Genomic DNA, 19609 nt, shown 5'->3' on the forward strand with positions numbered 1-19609 from the left:
ACGCGTTAAGGTTGTTATCCATTACAATATTCATAACTATCTCTGAAAGATAGAATCTTAATAAGCGTCAGGATAATGGTTAATTCATATGACAGTAGCAACGTCAATGGATTGAAGGGAGTATTGTAATGTTTTGGACTGTGGAGAAGTTGCAAGCGCGTATCAATGAACTGGAACCTTTTCGCTATCGTGGTGAAAGGGTTATAGATACTTTTCGAATTAAACTTGATGCCGATGGCGTCATCGGAGCCTATCCTTCAGAAGACGGCGAGTGGAATAACATTCGAATAGGAGACCGTTGGAAGGGCCGCGATGTTTACTACTGGCTAGCCGCGGATTTGTTCATTCCCGCTGAGTGGAAAGGCAGGAAAGTGCTCGGCCGGTTTAAGCTGGGACAAACTGGTGAAGGAACGAACAGCGGTTTCGAATCGCTTCTTTTTATGAACGGGGACCCGTATCAGGGAGTGGACTCGAATCATGACGAAGTATTTTTTCCTGAAGAAGTGATTGGTTCCGAGGTGCAGCTTCGTTTCCGCTTGTGGTCTGGATTAGGCGGTTACCAAAGCTCCCGTGAAATGGAAAGTAGGCTGGAATTGGCAGCTGTGTGCTGGCTGGATGAAGCTTGCGACGATCTGTACTACACGGGCAAAGCATTGCTGGAAACGATTCGCATTTTGGATGAACGTCGTCCGGAACGGCACGAACTGCTGTCTATGCTGGATCGAGCTTTTCTGTTACTCGACTGGTCAAGGCCAGGGAGTGATGCATTTTACAACTCAGTGGCGAGGGCTCAGGAAGAGCTTCAAATGACATTGTCATCTATGCCGAAGCTGCACTCCGTTGTCGTTCAATGCATAGGGCACACGCATATCGACGTCGCTTGGCTCTGGCAGCTGAAGCATACCAGGGAAAAAGCAGCGAGATCTTTTTCCACGGTGTTGCGCTTGATGGAGCAGTATCCGGAGTACATTTTCTTACAAACACAGCCACAGCTGTATGAATATATCAAGTCGGATTATCCGGAAATTTATGAACGCATCAAGGAACGTGTAAAAGAAGGACGATGGGAAGCAGGCGGTGCGATGTGGCTGGAAGCTGACTGTAACTTAGCTTCAGGGGAATCGCTTGTACGGCAGCTTTTGTATGGAACCCGATTTTTCCGCGAGGAATTCGGTGTTGAATGCAAGTACTTGTGGTTGCCTGACGTGTTTGGCTACAGCTGGGCGCTGCCGCAAATTTTGCGGAAATCCGGTATTGAAACTTTCATGACGACGAAAATCAGCTGGAATCAATATAATCGAATGCCTCATGACACGTTCATGTGGAGGGGGATTGATGGATCGGAAGTACTGACCCATTTTATTACGACGCCAGATCCCGGCTCCAGCGAAGGGGCCTTCTACTATACGTACAACGGGAGAGTTACACCATCCTCGGTGCAAGGTATTTGGGACGCCTATCGTGATAAGGCGCTCAATTCGTCTTTACTGCTCGCCTATGGGTTCGGCGATGGCGGAGGCGGCGTAAATCGGGAAATGCTTGAGATGAGGCGCAGGTTAGATCAAATACCTGGTATTCCCGCGGTGAAGACGGGGCGCGCCGATGACTATTTTAACGAGCTGCAACAACAGGTATCACATTCAAATTCCTATGTGCACACATGGGACGGTGAGTTGTATCTGGAGTTACACCGCGGTACCTATACAAGTCAAGCATATAACAAGCTTATGAATCGTAAGCTGGAGCTGCTGTATAGAGAAACGGAATGGCTGCAAGTCATGAGCGGCATCTTGAATGCTAACGCACATGCCGCGCATGGCGAAAGCTCACGCCTTCTATATGAAGGCTGGAAAATTATTTTACGAAACCAATTCCATGACATTATCCCAGGTTCGTCGATTCGCGAGGTCTACGAGGACAGCAGGGTTGAATACAGTGAAGCGCATGCCATTGGAGCGCAAGTGTGGAATCAATCCGTTTCATATTTAACAGATGGCAAGCAGGGGTTTGAAGTGTTGGTGTTCAACAGTTCTCCATGGGAGCAAACGGATATCGTATGCCTGCCACAAGGGGAAGCAGGAGTTGAAGACCTTTGGCTGGATGCTCAAAATCGTCCGCTGGAGACTCAGTTAGTTGCGGGTAACCAGTTGGTTAAGGTTGAGAAGATTCCATCGATGGGGTACACGGTGATTCGTCAAGCTGATCGAGCTGATACGCATATGCAAAAGGTAAAGGAGAATCCATTCAAACAGTTGGATCATGGGTTAATAACCCCATTTTTCGAAATCGAATGGAATGCTAGTGGTCAGATTGAACGAATCTATGATCGGACTGAGAACCGGGAAATCATCGCTGAGGGGCAGACAGGCAACCGATTTGATGTGTTTGAAGATAAGCCGAAAGGTCGGCACGAGGCGTGGGATATTGACATTTTTTATTCCGAGAAGAAGCAGGAAGTGTCATGTTTGACCAGGATGGAAGTGACGAACACGGGAGCTCTGACAGCGATTATCCGTTTCGAGTGGTCCTATATGGATTCTACCGTTGTACAAGATATGGTGGTCTACGCGCATAGCCGCAGAATAGATTTCAAGACGCAAGTCAATTGGAATGAGCCGCGTAAACTGTTGAAAGTGGCATTTCCAGTGCGAATTCGGGCGACGGAAGCGACGTATGATATCCAATTCGGCAACGTGAAGCGTCCTACGCATTGGAATACAAGCTGGGACTATGCACGGTTTGAGACGGTTGGTCATCAGTGGGCTGATTTGTCTGAACGAGGATACGGCGTCAGCCTTTTAAATGATTGCAAATATGGTTATGACATCAAAGATAATGTGATGAGATTAACGCTGATCAAGTCCGCGATGGTTCCTGACCCTACGGCTGATATTGGTGAGCATCACTTCACGTATTCGCTGTTTCCGCATGCTGGAGATTGGTACGATGGAAAAACGATGCAATCCGCATATTCGCTTAACAATCCACTTACGTATACGTCTGGAACGCCTGAAAAGACGTCATTCAGCTTGTTCCGTCTATCGTGTGAGCATGTCATAATTGATGCCGTTAAAGTAGCGGAGGATCAGGATGCAGTCATTTTGCGCATTCACGAGTTCGCAGGCATAGGCGGACCGTTGGATATTTTGAGCGACGCCAGGATCGTGTCCTGGCAGGAATGTGACCTGCTCGAACGTCCTCAAGGAGAGCGGCAGCACGACGCTCAGATAGGCGTTCAGATGAAGCCTTATGAGATAAGAACATTTGTTATCCATTTCAAATAAACATACATGCAAACAAGACCTCAAATCACTTTGGGGTCTGTTTGTATTTGATGCGTATTCCCAGTACATTCCCCCTATACGGAAGACAGTTGATTTGTCATACGGACACAGTTGAATTACCACTCCCGCCTTTCAGTGCGGTTGTAATATGCTTAAACTACATTAAGTTTAAGGAGAAGATGACATATGCGCAAAAGGAATTCCCTCTTCAATTCCTATGTTTTTATTTTTCCAAGTCTATTTTTAACTTTGGCGCTAGGCATTTATCCGCTTGTTTGGGCGCTTCGCTATATGTTTTACGATTATCAGGGTTATGGCGAAGAGAAATTCATCGGTATCGATAATTTTACAAGATTGCTGCGGGATACGGAGTATTGGCATTCTGTGTACAACACGTTCATTTATGCAGGTGGCAAACTAATTATCGTTCTGCCGCTTTCACTGATCCTTGCTGTTATACTGAATCGGGGCATGAAAGGAAAAGTACTATTGCGCGCCGTGTATTTCATGCCGACCATTATAAGCACATCCGTCATGGCCATCGTATTTTTCACTATTTTCAATTCGTACAACGGACTTCTCAATCAATTCTTGCTAAAGTATGGCTTAATCTCCAAATCGATCGATTGGCTGGGGCCAGATTATGCAATGATAACCGTTATTATTATGGCTGTATGGGGGGCGATCGGTAACTATATGCTCCTATTCATTGCCGGCTTGCAAGGTATTCCAGATGATTTATACGAAAGTGCATCCATTGATGGAGCGAATGTCGTTCAAAAGTTTTGGTACATTACGATTCCGATGCTCGGACCTGTCCTGCAAATGATCGTTATGCTTGCCATTATCAACTCCCTTAAAGGGTATGAAAGTATTATGGTCATGACCGAGGGCGGACCCTTCGGTAAAACCGATGTCATGTATCTGTATGTGTACAAACTTTTCTTCCCAGTCTCGGCAACTTCCGCGACGGTACAGCAGATTGGTTACGGTAGTGCTGCTGGTTTCGTAACAGCACTCATTGTCGGGGGGATAACAATTATTTACTTCGCTATGTCCAAGCGTTTGAATCAGGATTAACAAGGGAGGGTATACAAGGATGACTAGCATGAAATCAGGTGGTTTCCTGGGCAACCGAATTATTGGGCATAGTATCAAATGGATTTTTTTGATCGCCATTGCCTTTTTTACGATATTCCCAATTATTATGGCGATGTTGGGCTCTGTAAAAACGAATGCAGAGTTAACAACCGGAGCTACTCTTTTACCTTCCGTCTGGAAGTTCTCCAACTACGCAACAGCCTGGAAGCAGGCTAACTTTGCACAGTTTACGTGGAATAGCCTCTTTATAAGCATTATAGTGACGATCGGAACTCTGCTCGTTGCAACGATGTCCGCTTATGCTGTGGACAGAACGAAGTTCCCTGGCAAACGATTGTATGTATCTTTACAAGCCAGTACGATGTTTATTTCGATTGGCGCCGTTGTCTTGATGCCGCAGTTTAATCTTATGGTCAAGCTTGGTTTAAACAAATCACTTTGGGGTGTCATCATCATCCTGATCAGCTCGCATGCAGTGATCTATTTTATGTTGATCGGCTTTTTTAAGGCGATTCCTAAGGATCTGGACGAGGCGGCCTACATCGACGGCTGCAATTTCTTTACGGTTTACTGGCGGATTATTCTCCCGTTATTGCGTCCTGCGCTAGGCGTCACTGCCTTGTTCACGTTCCGCGGCGCTTGGAATGAATATATCTTGCCACTGGTCTTCACAATGACGAACCCGAAATTACAAACACTGACGGTTGGTCTAGCTAATTTGCGCTACGGCATTGGCGCAGCTGCAGAGGCACATCTCATGATGGCTGGCGCGTGCTTGTCATTCCTGCCCATTCTGGTCGTGTATGTGTTGGCGAATAAGTCGTTCATCCAGGTAACGGCAGGAAGCGTAAAAGGATAGCCATACTGAAACAAAGAGTTATTTTCCCCCACATGGAAAGTTGATTTGTCATTCACGGTTCCAGTTGATATAGGGTTATCATGAAAACAGTTACATGATGAATGCATCACATAATAAGAAGAGAAAACAGGAGGGTTTAACGACATGAGTAAAAAGATAGTAATGAGCACACTTCTTGGCGTTACAATGGTAGCTTCACTTGCAGCATGTGGCGGACAAACGGATCAAGCTACAAACAATAGTGCTAGTGCAACATCTTCGCCTGCAGCAAGCGGGCAGAAGACGAAGCTTACTTACTGGACGATTGACCGTCATGACGCTGATTATATGAAGGAAGTTATCAAGAAGTTCAATGAGACGAACAAGGACAACATTGAAGTTGAAATGACGGTTATGGCTGATAACTTCAACCAATCAGTCGATATTGCTTTTGCAAGTAAACAAGCGCCTGACATCTTCCGGACCAACGATTTCCCTGGCTTTGTGAAGAAAGGCTACCTATTGCCGCTGAACGATTTGATGACAGACGATATGAAGAAACGCTATAACAATTTGCTTGTTGAAGAAAGTAATATGGTCGATGGAAAAATCTATTCACTTCCGAACACTGGGCAATACTGGAGATTAATCTATAACGTTGATCTATTCAAAAAAGCCGGCATCACAGAACCGCCAAAAACGATTCAGGAAATGGTTGAAGACGCCAAGAAAATTACCGAAGCCGGCAAAGATATCGGAGCTTACGGTTTTGCGGAAAACTTCAAAAATCCAAGCTCTGCTTTCTCACGGATTGCCAACCCTATTGGATCATTCAGCGGAACGTCAGTGTTGGATGGCTATAATTACAAAACGGGTCAGTACGACTTTGCTGCTTATAAGCCTATTGTAGAGGCGCTTCGACAAATGAAGCAGGACGGCAGCATGCTGCCTGGTGTTGAATCTCTCGACATTGATCCACTTCGTGCCCAATTCGCGGCTGGAAAAATCGGCATGTATTTTAACCACTCCGGTGAACCTGCTGTGTACCAAAGCCAATTCCCGACGAAAATTAACTGGAGCGCAGCATTGCCTCCAACGATTGACGGGAAACAACAAGGAACTGTAGCCGTTGCCAATACGGGTAATTATATTGGAATTAACAAAGACACTCCGAACAAAGCTAAAGCTTGGAAATTCTTAGAATACATCTATAACCTGGACTTCCAGAAGGAATATCACGAAAAAGGCCTTGGGATCTCGATTGTAGCGGATGTGAATGCTGCTGCGAAAAAGCCAGCAATGCCAGGTATTGAAGGTTTCCTACCTACGAAGTTCGACGCGTTATATGCAACTACTCCGACTGGCGTGGCAGAAACTAAGGTTGAAGGAACGAAAACAGGGAACGTAATTATTAAATATATGCTCGAAGGCGGAGATTTGGACAAAATTATGAATGATTTGACCACTCGCTATAATACAGCATTGGAAAAAGCGCGTGCCGCGGGAGAAACGAAGTTGAAGGCGGATCCGAACTTTGATCCGGGTAAACTGCAAGGCAGCCTTGCTAAATAGTCAAACAGCTTAATGGATACAATAGGTAAGAGGCGCGCGGCCTAAAGCAGCGCGTCTCTTACTTATTATTGAAAACGGAGAAGGGGGAGACAGCTTGAATAAATGGTTTTATCGGCTTTCGCTCCGCAGACGGTTAAGGATCTCAGTTTTGATGCTGACAGTTATCTCCATTGCCTTGACGGGGATCATGTCCTATTGGATTGCTTTTCGATCCACAGAAAGTGAAGCGTTCATTTCCAGCCAGAATACGCTGAATAAATCTGCGCGTGTGCTTGATGAAAAGCTCAGGCACATCATTGTCTCGACCTCTTCGATGATGCTCAGCGACCCCTTCAAGAATGCCATGGAAGACGTCTTTTCAAATAATTCGGCCTCCTACTATACACGGTTATCATCGTTGCAAACGCCTCTAGGGCAAATGAAACTCATTGAGCCCTCGATTCAATCCGTTTTGATCTACACGCCTGTTGGCGAAATGTATGCGACGAATGATCTGCGTAACGGGCAGATACGTTTCAAGGATACGATATTTTCCGATTATCTGAACACAACAGCACGTGTCGCGTGGCTGGAAGATCACGAGGATCCGCTTTTTTTAGGAAAGGCGAGGGTTATTTCGTTGATCATGAAGCCTGTCACGGAAGCGGATGTTCGTGATGTCTATGTTGTTGTTAATGTGAAGGAAGATGCAATTAGCAGGGTTGTTACGGATGGTCTGTTGGATCAGTCAACAAACTATTATCTCATCTCTAGCAACGGCGAAACGGTACTTCCATTAAGCAGCCATACGCCTCCCTTTCAAAGTGACCCTTCTTTTTTAGAGCAGCTGCAGAGCCAAGATCGCGGATTTTTCAAACATGACATCGCAGGTAAGAAGTATTTAGTCAATTATTCGAGGCTCACGATGGCGGACAATTGGATGATGGTCAGCGTACAAACGCAGTCGGATTTGCTTCATCAGGTGAATCGTATCAAGACCATCACACTCTGGATCATGTTATGCTGTGCTGTTTTGGCATTCGTGCTATCCAATGTCATATCGAGTTTTCTGCTGAAGCCTCTGCACAAACTTCAAGGGTTAATGAAAAAAGTGGAACAAAATAATCTTGATGTGCGTTTCACCAGTAAATATGAAGATGAGGTGACACAGGTTGGGTTAAAGTTTAACCGAATGCTGGAGGAAATTTCTTCACTTATTGAGGATGTCAAGGAAGCCGAGTACGAGAAGCGCAAGATGGAAGTAAAAGCCCTTCAGGCGCAAATTGATCCGCATTTCTTGTATAACACATTGAACACGATTATTTGGAAGTCGGAAACGTCTCAAAACCGGGATGTCACGGAGATGATTACGTCGCTGTCTCTTTTGTTCCAGTTTGGTCTAAATGGCGGGAACGAGATGACCACTTTAGCCAAGGAGATTGATCATGTTAGGCAATATTTAATCCTTCAGCAGAAATGCTACGAAGATTTGTTTGAATATTCGATTGAACTAGAGGATGAGTCCTTGCTAGATACGCCCGTTTTGAAAATTATTTTGCAGCCATTGGTGGAAAACTCCATCTTGCATGGGTTTCAGAGTATGGATGGTATGGGGAAAATTCAGATATCCATTTCAAGTTCCGAAGATCAACTGGTCCTTCAAGTGGAGGATAACGGCGAAGGCATGGATGCCCCAACTGTTGACATCGATATGCGGAGGGAGCAATCAGCCCATAAAAGCTACGCGCTTCGCAATGTTTATGGACGACTGCGGCTTTACTACGGCAATAAAGCAGATATTAGTCTGAGCAGCGAGCCTTATGTCTCCACCACGGTGAAACTAACTATACCATTGACAGGCGAGTGATCAAGCAGTGACGACTGAACTTAGAATGTGTGTAATCGACGATATCAAAACCGTGGTGCAAGGCATTGCCAACCAAATAGATTGGGCGTCATACGGTATTGGCATCGCAGGTACGGCCAGCAATGGCGAGCAGGGCATTGCACTTATTAAAGAAACGGAGCCACACATCGTTCTGACCGATATCCGAATGCCCAAAATAGACGGCTTGGAGATGACTAGACAGATTTTGGAGTGGTTTCCACGTACGAAAATTGTCTTTTTAAGCGGCTATACAGATTTCGAATACGCCCAGGAGGCGCTTCGACTAGGTGCGTTCGATTATATAGTAAAACCTTATACCCCGCAAAAAATTATCGATGTCGTGTTAAAGGCTAAGCAGTCGATTGATGAGGAAATTCATGAAACGCAGCGTTACCGTGAGATGGAAAGAAAGCTGCGGGAAAGCTTGCCATTTTTGCGGCAGGAATATTTTCAACTGCTTCTTCAGTTCCGCACGACCCCTGAACAAGCGCAAAGACGTTGGGATTTTTTAAATATTGGACTTGAGCGAGAGCGTTTTGTTGTTATGCTGACAGAAATCGATCAGTTCACGGAGCAAACCGATACGCTGCCTGTTCAGGAGGTAGAACTCATCCGGTTTACCGTTCACAATATTTTGGAGGAAAGCTTGAGGGAGTACACCAAAGGTTTTGTTTTCCGAGACCATACAAACCGGTATGTAGCGATATTCAATCCTTCGGATTCCTTCCATGCAGAAACCATTGCGGAAAGATGCCGCGAGAATGTCAATAAATATTCCAGATATACCATATCCATTGGGGTTGGGGAAGAAGTGCAGGAGATCCATCAGATCTCATACTCCTATTCCCAGGCGTTCGCAGCCATCTCCTATAATTTTTATACGGGCGGCAATACCGTTTATAATTACCGAGATTTGAGCCCAGTTCATCAAACATTACCTCGCTACTCCCCCGAGAAGGAGAAAGAGCTTTTTTACTGCTTAAGGTCAGGGAACTTGCCAAAAGCGTGCAGCATTGTGGATGAACTGTTTGAAGAAACCGTCCATGCATCGATCCCTCCGGCTCCTGAGGTAGTCAAAGGCATGGGTGATGAGCTCGCCTTTCTAATCAACCGCGTCTTCTCTGAGAAGCTAACGCGCGAAGAGATGGAAGGGATTGAACGTTATCAGTATCAGATCAAAAGTCTAACATCGTTTAAGTTGAAGGAACTTCAAGAGAACATCAAGGAATTGTGCAGGTTGGGTTGTGAGTTCATACAGAAACGCCACGTCGAAGATGTGAACCAAGTTGTCGAGCAAGTCATTGCTCATATACGTCAAAATGTATCTTCCAATATGACGGTCAATGATTATGCAAAGCTGGTTTATTTGAGCGGCAGTTATTTTGCAAATCTGTTCAAGAAGGTGACAGGGATGACAGTCACCCAATTTGTAACAACAGAGCGGATGGAGCAGACGAAGGCGATGCTGCTTGAAGGAAAGCAGGTACAAGAGATTGCTCAGGCTCTTGGATACGAAGACAGGCGGCATTTCAGTGAATTGTTTAAGAAACATACAGGTATGACACCGTCTGATTTCAAACAGCTGTATACAAGGTGAAAATTTAACAAATGAGGTGCGCGATATGCGTCAAAAATATTCATATACACTTCCGAAGAACGGTTACCCCGAGTGGAACAATAATCCAGAGATCTTCCAGTTAAACCGAATGAAAGCTCATGCGACTTTAATGCCATTTGCGTCGGTAGACGAAGCGCTCAAAGGAGATAGAAGCGCATCCAACTACACGGTTTCACTGAATGGCATGTGGAAGTTCAGCTTTGCTGAGACCCCGGATATGCGTAGTAAGAATTTCTATGAAACGGACTACGATACGAGCGGCTGGGATCATATTCAAGTTCCGGCACATTGGCAGCTTCAAGGTTACGATTACCCGCAGTACACGAATGTTAGATATCCGTGGGAAGGCAAAGAGGATATCAAGCCCCCTTTTGCACCGACAAAGTATAATCCTGTTGGCTCCTATGTGCGAACATTCACGGTGCCGAAAAGTTGGAAGGGTCTTCCAGTTTATATTAGTTTCCAAGGTGTGGAATCAGCGTTTTACGTCTGGGTGAATGGGGATTTGGTTGGATACAGTGAAGATTCGTTTACTCCTGCGGAATTTGACTTGACTCCTTATCTGCACGAGGGCGAAAACAAACTGGCCGTAGAGGTCTATCGCTGGTGCGATGCCAGTTGGTTGGAGGATCAGGATTTCTGGCGGATGAGCGGGATTTTCCGCGATGTCTATTTATACAGCACGCCGAAGGCGCATATTTATGATTTCAGCGTTGTAGCGGATTTGGACGACGAGTACCAGCACGGCCTCTTGCAAATGAAGGCAACGGTGACGAATGCTTTCGGTGAGAAGCTAGGGATGCATGCGCTGGAAGCCAGCCTTTATGATAAGGATGGCAATCTGGTACAAGCACCATTGACCGCGAACTTAGAGCTAAACGGTGAGAATGAGCAGGAGCTGCAGCTTCACACAAAGCTGGAGAACCCCATGAAGTGGACAGCTGAGACCCCTTACCTGTACTATTTGGTTCTATCGCTAAAGGATACTTCCGGGGATTTAATTGAGGCCGTGAGTTGCCGTGTCGGGTTCCGTAGGTTTGAATTGATTGATGGGCTGATGAAGATTAATGGTAAACGCATCTTGTTCAAAGGTGTGAATCGTCACGAGTTTAACTGTGATACGGGCCGTACCATTCAATATGACGATATGGTTCGCGATATTCAACTGATGAAAGCCTATAACATCAATGCAGTTCGCACCTCGCATTATCCGAACCATCCGCTTTGGTATGATTTGTGTGATGAATATGGTCTGTATGTCATTGACGAAACGAACCTTGAAACGCACGGCAGTTGGTCCAATTTCCAAGAAGAGGAAGGATGGACAGTCCCTGCGAGTAAACCGGAATGGACGGCTAATGTATTAGACCGCGCTAATTCCATGCTGCAGCGAGACAAAAATCATCCGTCTATCATCATTTGGTCACTAGGAAATGAATCTTGGGGCGGAGACAATTTTGTTAAAATGCATGACTTTTTCCGATCCAATGACCCGACTCGACTGGTTCATTATGAAGGTGTCACACGCTGTCGTAAATCTGACGCAGCTTCAGATATGGAAAGTCAAATGTATACACTGCCTCACAAAGTCGAAGAGTATGCGCGTTCTAATCCCAAGAAGCCTTTCATTTTATGTGAATACAGCCATGCGATGGGGAATTCGAATGGGAATCTATTTAAATATTGTGAGCTGTTTGACAAGTATCCTATTCTCCAAGGTGGCTTTATCTGGGACTGGATCGACCAAGCCATTCGCACCAAAACCTCAGATGGTACCTCGTATCTGGCATACGGCGGGGATTTCGGCGATACACCTAACGATGGCACCTTTTGCGGGAATGGCCTCATTTTCGCGGATCGCAGTGTAACTCCAAAGTTATACGAAGTGAAGAAATGCTATCAGAATGTGAAGTTCGAGGAAGTGGATCTGCAGCAAGGCGTTATCCGTGTAACGAACAACTTTCTATTTACGAACTTATCCGATTATGATTGTAAGTGGGAATTAGCCAAGAACGGCATTTTAGTTGAGGAAGGGAACGCTTCACTGGCTGTGGAAGCAGGGGGCGCGGAAGTCATTACTCTTCCCTATCAGTTGCCTACTGACGTATTCGATGGAGAAGAGTGCACATTAACTGTTCGACTGGTGGAGAAGGCAGATAGGGCATGGGCGCCTGTCGGTCATGAGGTGGCGTTCGAACAGTTCTTGCTGCCAGTTGAGACGCGTGCTGTGCAAGCTCCAGATGCTATGCCATTGCATACGGAAGATTCGGATACGTCTATTACGGCATTCAGTTCAGATTTTAGAGTGACCTTCAGCAAGCAGACAGGTGATTTAACCTCCTATTTGTATAAAGGAGTCGAGCTCATACAAGAGGCGCCGAGGCCCAACTTTTGGCGTGCTAGTATCGACAACGATAAAGGGAACAAGCTGCCAGATCGTAGTGCGACTTGGAAGGAAGCCGGCCAAGAGCGCAAGCTGCATGCCATGAATGTTCGTTGTTCTGGGGATAAAGTAGAAATTGCTGTAACGTATAGCTTACCAACGACACGCAGTTCGATCTGCAACTTATTATATGTCGTGACAGGGGATGGCGGGATTCAGATTCGAGAGGAACTGCTGCCAGGCCATAATCTTCCGGAAATTCCGGAGATCGGCATGATGTTCCAGCTGGATGCCAGCTTCGAGAACCTGAAGTGGTACGGCAAGGGCCCGCATGAAAATCATTGGGACCGTGCGGAAAGTGCAAGGTTGGGCATTTATCAGGGGAAGGTAGAAGACCAATATGTGCCGTATTTGCGCCCTCAGGAATGTGGAAACAAAACGGATGTTAGATGGGCAGAACTGACCCGTGCCGATGGTATTGGATTACGGATTGAAGGTGCTCGGGCCGTGGAGTTGAACGCGCTGCCGTATACGCCGTCCGAACTAGAAGCACACGATCATATGTATAAACTGCCTCCTAGCGACAAAGTCGCGCTGCGAGTTAACTACCGGCAAATGGGAGTCGGTGGCGACGATAGTTGGATGTCGAAGACGCATCCCGAATTTACGCTTTATGCAAACCGTAGTTACGCATACAGCTTTTCGTTTAAAGGTATTATTCATAAATAACAAACAAGGTCAGTCGATGAAATATCGATTGACCTTGTTTGTTTAAATAGCAATAAGAATAGCAAGCCTGCCGCCGTTCAACTGAATGTGGCATTGACCGTTGGCATCTGGCTTACAAGATGTTTTGTCTAAAAGGTTCAAATGCGGCCTATCTGCCTGGAATGCGAAAGTTTGTAAGTGGTCAGCGCCGTTCACCAGCAAGAGGAACAAAGTTTGTTCATCTCGGAGTACTCTGTACATCCGAAGTTCAGGAGAATCGGGATCTACTGGTAAAGTGCGAACGGTAAGCCCGGACGATTCGCCGGATTTCGGAAAGAGCAGAGTCAGGTAATCGTTGCCGCTTTCACCAGTAATTCGAAAGTGTTCTTGTGTAGCTAATGGATAAGCTCCAGATACAGCCCCATGAGACGTTGACGCTGAGATCTTGCCTGGCTCCAAGAAAGTAACCTCCAGTTTCATCTCATTTAAGGAATGTGCCGTGATCCGGTTCTTCTCAATATCTGAGGAGGAGCTTAATGTATGCAGATTCCAGACGCTTTTCCGCTGACTCCGGATATGGTCCCAAACCACATAAACATTAGCACTGGCTTTCACATAGGCAAAGTGGCGATGGTAGGCTTCGGCATTGACATCTGGAATGAAACTTCGGACATAATCAAGTTGGTCCGAAAAGCATACTTCCTCACAGATACTCTTTAGCGGGCCATTCTGCACGATACCTGCCTCGTCCATAAACTGAACCACGTTATGCGCGTGTCCGTTCACGTACCAGTGGCGGTCTCCGTTGTAATACCCTCCCGTTCCAGGGTCCAGGGTCAATGGGGTAGCGTCCGCCCATATGGAGAAATGACCTTCGTCATGGTGGGCATGATAGGTTAACGGCGAAGACTCAAATATCGCATAGTTTTCCTGTCCCCATTGACCGAAATGCTGCCGAAAGATGACATATCCAATTCCAGAATAGTGAACAGAAGTCAGTGCTGGCGCTTCCCGCGGAAGCTCTGGCTGCGGGTAGAGAAGGGCCAGCAGGGTACAAGGACTAGCCCCTGTATCCCGGACCACGCCGCCCCCGTGTTTCCATACCCACATCATTTCCCGGCTTAGCTGGGGATCTGATTTCACATAGAAGGGTGCAGCATAGGAGAACATACGGAACCACTGGTCGTCAACCGTAGAATCACCAACTGCGGGAGACAGCAACTTAGGCTCCGAGTCCGGTCCACCTTGTATGGAATCCTTCGGAGTTACTGTGCTAATTAAAAAGCGATACATCATCTTTACCTTGTCGCGGGACCAGTAGTCTATCCCCTTAAGTCGCTGCAGCAGCGTGAAGAACAGAAAGTATCGATGCAGCACGGCACCATGGTAACGGATATTTTCCGGCCACGCGCCATCCTTATCAACGACATGTTCCAGCTGCCAATCAACGACAGCGCAGGCATGCTCTAGATATTCTTCGGCAAGTAATTCTTCGGGGAAGATTAGTGCGTAGATCCCGAGGCCGGTGGCACGGTCCGCGTTCCAGTTGCTGCGTTTACCTCCCTTTTCATCCGGAAACTGGTCCAGATCGAAACGGTAATATGCGGTGTCCATCATCATTGCTGCTATATAGCGGAAGTGAGACTGGATGGCTGCGTCCTCCTCTGGAAGAATAACTCCGGAGTCCGCAATCTGGTCGTAGATGACCGATGTCACAGCCATGCCTCGTCCAATATGGACTGCCCCGTAAGTATCATCGTCATGCCAGCCGGTCGCCTTGAAAATATCCATGCCTTGGCACATATCTGGCAGCATGTACAGGATCTTACGCTTGGCTCGCTCCGCGTATACCGCATCCCCCGTCACCATATATGCGTCCGCATCCGCTCCAGCGGTCTCCAGCAGGCCAGCCCAATTGGTCGGCGTCTTACGGTTAAAGGGGCGCGAAGAATATACCTCATCCATAGGCTGACCATCAGCTCCCAAGAACCTGATTTCGACGTATATGCCGTCCTCCGATAAGCGTTCATCCAGTCGAAGGGTCGTCTGAATGCTGTAATGCTCTTGGGCATATACCGGAATGGTATCTGTCATTGCCAAAAGCACCTGGTCGTCATCCGACATGTTCTTCACGTACAAACATTGCCCGAACCTGGGGTCTTGGGATGGTTCAAGGGAAGCCGAGCATGATGAGGAAGGCGACGTAGTCTCCCACCCCGTTAATCCCTGATCAAAGCTGCCGTTTACGATCGGGATAGGCAACCCTCTTTCCGAATGGGTAAGCTGCACTTGTCTAATCCAAACTTCGCCCTTTCCTCGGATGTGAAAAGTTAACTTCATATGTGCAGCGTTCTCCGGTGTTTGGAACACAAAGGGATTCGTTCGGAAAGCGTTCATTCGTTGAATAGGCAAAGACAATTCCACTTCGGCAAAGGCATCGGACAACATCAACTGTCGCTTATATTCCTCTTGCAGCTCAGGCTGCATGGAAATCCGGGTACGAACGCCCTTCAGCATCCCCGCATCATAGCAGGCGAAAGGACGTGTGGTCGTCACTATCTTTGAGTGGTTTCTCATCTCATATACCTCCCAATCATGTGTTAATTAGTTCACTTCTACTAATATAACATCGGCTTTGATCGAGAGAGAGGGACAATCCACATAAGGAAGTGGGGGAAATCAACTGAAAACTTCTTTTTGTCATTCGAGGCAAGGCGTCTCAATACCCTTTCCAAAAAAAACGGACACTCACCCAAAAAATAAGCACATTATGTAATTAGGGTTGATCTAGTTATAATACCTCTATAGCTTTCAGGTTATTTCATGATACATACAACAAGGGATGGGGGATGTACAATATGAAAAACAGATTGCGGTATCTCGTATCGAAATTCCGTTTACAGCGGCTTCGAAGTCGGTTTCTCGTTGCTATGATTGTTATCTCTTTGCCTCCAATTATGATTGTAGGATATATGTCTTTCGATATTGCCAAGAACACACTGATGGAAACGAATGCGCAAACCTATGAAAATCATTTAGAAACGTCTAGTGAAGTGGCGGATTTATTATTTCGAAGCATTATTAATATGAATCGTTCCATCGTGGTGAACAATGAGGTGCGGGAGGTTTTGTCCAACAGCAACTTGGCTCAGAGCAATGAACCTAAATCTGCGGATGCCACGGAATCCACCAGTGAATGGACCTCCAATAAGCTGCAAAAAGCGATTAATAACAATCAATTTGACACCAAATTTGTAAACTCCATCTGTGTATTTAATTTGGAATTCAAGACATTCTGTGCTGGACGCTCTGATGATGCAGGGGTTTATGAACAGCCAGACAAAATCAAGCTCATACGGCAAACCGATTGGTATCAAAGTGCTTTACAAGATCAGGGTAAAGTTGTTTTTCTTGGCTATGATGTACTCGATCATTCGAAGAATTCATTTTCCACAGTAAAATTATTTCGCGATGCATCAAGTCCAAGCGGACAAACGATGGGTCTATTAGTGGTGAATATATCAACGGATATTTTCACCAATATTTTCAATGAAAACAGCAATGCCGGTGGTTTCATGGCGCTGGATAATTCTCCTGAACGAAGTAAAGTCGTGTTTAATAACGGCCTAACCGACAATTCCGTACTCAAAGAAGGAGACAGTGTATCTCTTATTCACCAATTGGAACAAAAGGGTTATCTCATTAGCCAATACCAGAACCAAACGACCGATTGGACATTTATTCATCTGATTAAAGTGAATGAACTGCTTAAGCAATCGAATCAAATTAGGACAATCACAACACTCCTTGCTGTTTCTATGGGCGTTATTGCGCTATTGTATTCCATTTTTATATCCGGCAGTATTACCCGTCCGCTCCTACAGATCAAAAAAATGATGGTAGATTGGACGAAGGGAGCACGAGAATTCGAAGAGACGTTCGAACAGGACGAGGTAGGGACGATCGGGGAAACCTTTAAACGCGTTGTCTCTGAAAATAAAGAATTAAATGAACGCCTGATTCATTCCCAGTTAAAGGAGCGAGAGGCCGAGCTTCGGGCGTTGCAGGCGCAAATTAAGCCGCATTTTTTATATAACACGTTAGATTCGATCTATTGGATGGCTGCTTTGCAAAAGAATCATGATGTCGCTCAGATGGCAATTTCCTTATCGGAAAGCTTTAAATTAAGCCTGAATAAAGGGAAAGATACCATTTCTGTTTATAAGGAATTAAAGCATATTGAGCATTACATGACGATCCAGAATATTCGCTATCACAATCGGTTTCAATATATGGAAGAGGTAGAGCCTGCCTTAATGGGTATGGAAATTATGAAGCTGCTGCTTCAACCTCTTGTTGAAAATGCCATTTATCATGGTTTAGAACCTAAGGTAGGCGAAGGTACGATTCGACTTACCGGAAAAAGAGATGATGGATATCTTGTTTTTACAGTGGAAGATAACGGAGTAGGAATAGCCGATCTAGCTGCGACGGAACAAGGATATGGTTTGAAAAATGTACGTGAACGATTGACTTTGTGCTACGGGACGACCAGTTCATTAACGATTTCGAGTGTAGTCAATCAAGGCACTCAGATCCAGATTCGTTTTCAATTATTCGGTGAAAAGAGGGATACAGATGCTAAAGGCCGCAGTGTTTGATGATGAATATATTGTGCTTCAAGGCCTTCGTGAAATGATAGACTGGTCAAGCTTTGGCATTGAACTCATTGGCACGGCTGACAACGGTCTGTCTGCATTCGAAGTATTTCGCGAGCATCGGCCTAAGCTTATTTTCACTGATATTCGGATGCCAGGAATGGACGGACTTCAACTGATTGAAGAGATTATGCAGGAAGCACCGGAGACGCTTTGTATCGTGTTTAGCGGGTTTAATGAGTTTGAATATGTGAAAAGAGCTATCAATCTTGGGGTTGCTGATTATTTGGAGAAGCCAATTACAATTCCAATGATTGAGAAAGCGATTCGCAAGGTTATGGACAAGATCAGCCAGGAGCAAGAAGTGCTGGATCTTAAAACAAAAGTAAGCAGTAGTCAACGCGAGCTCTTGGAGAAGGCGACATTCGATTTGCTATTTATCGGCGAAGAAGCGGAATCGAAATGGCGAGAAATTTATAGTGCAGGGGCGGAGCCCCTCGTTGGAGTGACCGTTCTAGCGACGGAGTCAGATCGGCTGCAGATTCCTGAGCATACGGACTGTACGGTGATTCCGCTGCGCCATGGCCAAGAGAGATTACTTGTATGCGTGCATGCCCAGCAGCCAACCCCTGAGTTCTGGGAGCAGCTGCAATTGGAGTCCGAGCAAGCTGACGTCTCTGTTGGGAGCGGTCGGACTTATGCGGAGCTGAAAGACGCCGCACATAGCTTTAAAGAAGCGCTTCGTGCGCTGCGATCCGCTCATTTTCTGGGGGAAAAAGGCATTGTGCGTTTCGAAGATTTAGGTGATTTGATTACGCGTCCTGAGGGCTTAAGCGAACGAGAGGAAGCCATTATTCTGAGTTTGCGTTCTGGTAATAAGGCAGGCATGCTTGAGCAGATTGATCGTTTCATTGCATGGATCCAAATGGAAAAATTGGATAGCGAAGTAGCAGAGCATGAGATGCTTAAGCTGCTTTATTTGGCTCTCGAAGAAGCGAGAAAGTCAGCTGGGGACAAAGCCAGTCACATTCCTGAAGATTACCGTCCGCATGTGGAATTTCGGGAAATGGCCGCAAGAGGGAAAATGACGGAATGGTTTCGCAGTCAACTTGAGATGATTGTTGGAAGTACGATTGATGCTCGTGAGCATTCAAGACATGCCTCCGTCACACGTGCACGTAATTATATGGAGCAAAACTATACGCGAGATGTCACTCTCCAAGAGGTAGCAGAGCATGTTGGCATGAATCCCACCTATTTCAGCGTGTTATTTAAGGAGGAAGTGGGCGAGTCGTATATTAAATATGTGACACGGATTCGTATGGAGCTTGCCAAGACGCTGCTCAGCCGCGGCTTGAAAGTGAGTGATGTGAGTGAGAAAGTTGGGTACCATACGTATAGACACTTCTCTGAAGTATTTAAAAAATACACGGGCTTCACACCTGGACAATATAAAGATCAGTTAACCAACCCCTCGGGAATCTAAAAAATACGGACATCAATCAGAAGAATGACGCACTGCCTGTGGTTAGGAAAAACGACTAAGATTAAAGCACGGGGTAAACGAACTCGCGCCCGAA

General features: G+C 46.0%; 10 protein-coding genes. 9 read left to right on the forward strand and 1 reads right to left on the reverse strand.

The features are described 5' to 3' along the window. Window positions 1-128: 128 nt before the first annotated feature. From ACSQ8P_RS11875 to ACSQ8P_RS11905, 7 genes are all read left to right on the forward strand, one after another. Window positions 129-3284 (forward strand): alpha-mannosidase, encoded by a 3156-nt coding sequence (locus ACSQ8P_RS11875; RefSeq protein WP_436235354.1) that lies wholly within the window; start codon window positions 129-131, stop codon window positions 3282-3284. Between the two features lie 186 nt (window positions 3285-3470). Beyond that, window positions 3471-4364 carry a carbohydrate ABC transporter permease gene (locus tag ACSQ8P_RS11880; RefSeq protein ID WP_436235355.1) on the forward strand — a complete coding sequence of 298 codons (894 nt, stop codon included), beginning with the start codon at window positions 3471-3473 and terminating at the stop codon, window positions 4362-4364. 19 nt (window positions 4365-4383) lie between these two features. Beyond that, a complete protein-coding gene (locus ACSQ8P_RS11885) occupies window positions 4384-5244 on the forward strand; it encodes a carbohydrate ABC transporter permease (protein WP_436235356.1) in 861 nt (286 codons plus the stop codon). Window positions 5245-5388: 144 nt separating this feature from the next. Beyond that, window positions 5389-6795 (forward strand): ABC transporter substrate-binding protein, encoded by a 1407-nt coding sequence (locus ACSQ8P_RS11890; protein WP_436235357.1) that lies wholly within the window; start codon window positions 5389-5391, stop codon window positions 6793-6795. Between the two features lie 94 nt (window positions 6796-6889). Next, window positions 6890-8641, forward strand: a complete 1752-nt coding sequence (locus tag ACSQ8P_RS11895) for a histidine kinase (RefSeq protein WP_436235358.1) — start codon at window positions 6890-6892, stop codon at window positions 8639-8641. A 7-nt stretch (window positions 8642-8648) separates the two neighbouring features. Next, entirely contained in the window at window positions 8649-10259 is a 1611-nt protein-coding gene (locus tag ACSQ8P_RS11900) for a response regulator (RefSeq protein ID WP_436235359.1), read from the forward strand. A gap of 25 nt (window positions 10260-10284) precedes the next feature. Beyond that, entirely contained in the window at window positions 10285-13392 is a 3108-nt protein-coding gene (locus ACSQ8P_RS11905) for a glycoside hydrolase family 2 TIM barrel-domain containing protein (RefSeq protein ID WP_436235360.1), read from the forward strand. Between the two features lie 42 nt (window positions 13393-13434). On the opposite strand, the gene ACSQ8P_RS11910 is transcribed toward ACSQ8P_RS11905, so the two are convergent. Next, window positions 13435-15948, reverse strand: coding sequence for a heparinase II/III domain-containing protein (locus tag ACSQ8P_RS11910; protein ID WP_436235361.1), 2514 nt, complete (start codon window positions 15946-15948; stop codon window positions 13435-13437). Between the two features lie 281 nt (window positions 15949-16229). On the opposite strand from ACSQ8P_RS11910, the gene ACSQ8P_RS11915 reads away from it, so the two are divergent. Further along, window positions 16230-18032: a cache domain-containing sensor histidine kinase gene (locus tag ACSQ8P_RS11915; protein ID WP_436235362.1), complete on the forward strand. Its 1803-nt coding sequence runs from the start codon at window positions 16230-16232 to the stop codon at window positions 18030-18032. Next, window positions 18010-19515 (forward strand): response regulator, encoded by a 1506-nt coding sequence (locus ACSQ8P_RS11920; RefSeq protein ID WP_436235363.1) that lies wholly within the window; start codon window positions 18010-18012, stop codon window positions 19513-19515. Before ACSQ8P_RS11915 ends, ACSQ8P_RS11920 begins: the two co-directional genes overlap by 23 nt. The last annotated feature ends 94 nt before the right edge of the window (window positions 19516-19609 follow it).

Source organism: Paenibacillus sp. LjRoot153 (assembly GCF_964253085.1).
GTDB lineage: Bacteria > Bacillota > Bacilli > Paenibacillales > NBRC-103111 > Paenibacillus_E.

Excerpts from the sequence above, each read along its gene's own strand:
- ACSQ8P_RS11875 (WP_436235354.1), top strand. The coding sequence starts at position 129 with ATGTTTTGGACTGTGGAGAAGTTGCAAGCGCGTATCAATGAACTGGAA.
- ACSQ8P_RS11880 (WP_436235355.1), top strand. The coding sequence starts at position 3,471 with ATGCGCAAAAGGAATTCCCTCTTCAATTCCTATGTTTTTATTTTTCCA.
- ACSQ8P_RS11885 (WP_436235356.1), top strand. The coding sequence starts at position 4,384 with ATGACTAGCATGAAATCAGGTGGTTTCCTGGGCAACCGAATTATTGGG.
- ACSQ8P_RS11890 (WP_436235357.1), top strand. The coding sequence starts at position 5,389 with ATGAGTAAAAAGATAGTAATGAGCACACTTCTTGGCGTTACAATGGTA.
- ACSQ8P_RS11905 (WP_436235360.1), top strand. The coding sequence starts at position 10,285 with ATGCGTCAAAAATATTCATATACACTTCCGAAGAACGGTTACCCCGAG.
- ACSQ8P_RS11910 (WP_436235361.1), bottom strand. The coding sequence starts at position 15,948 with ATGAGAAACCACTCAAAGATAGTGACGACCACACGTCCTTTCGCCTGC.
- ACSQ8P_RS11915 (WP_436235362.1), top strand. The coding sequence starts at position 16,230 with ATGAAAAACAGATTGCGGTATCTCGTATCGAAATTCCGTTTACAGCGG.
- ACSQ8P_RS11920 (WP_436235363.1), top strand. The coding sequence starts at position 18,010 with ATGCTAAAGGCCGCAGTGTTTGATGATGAATATATTGTGCTTCAAGGC.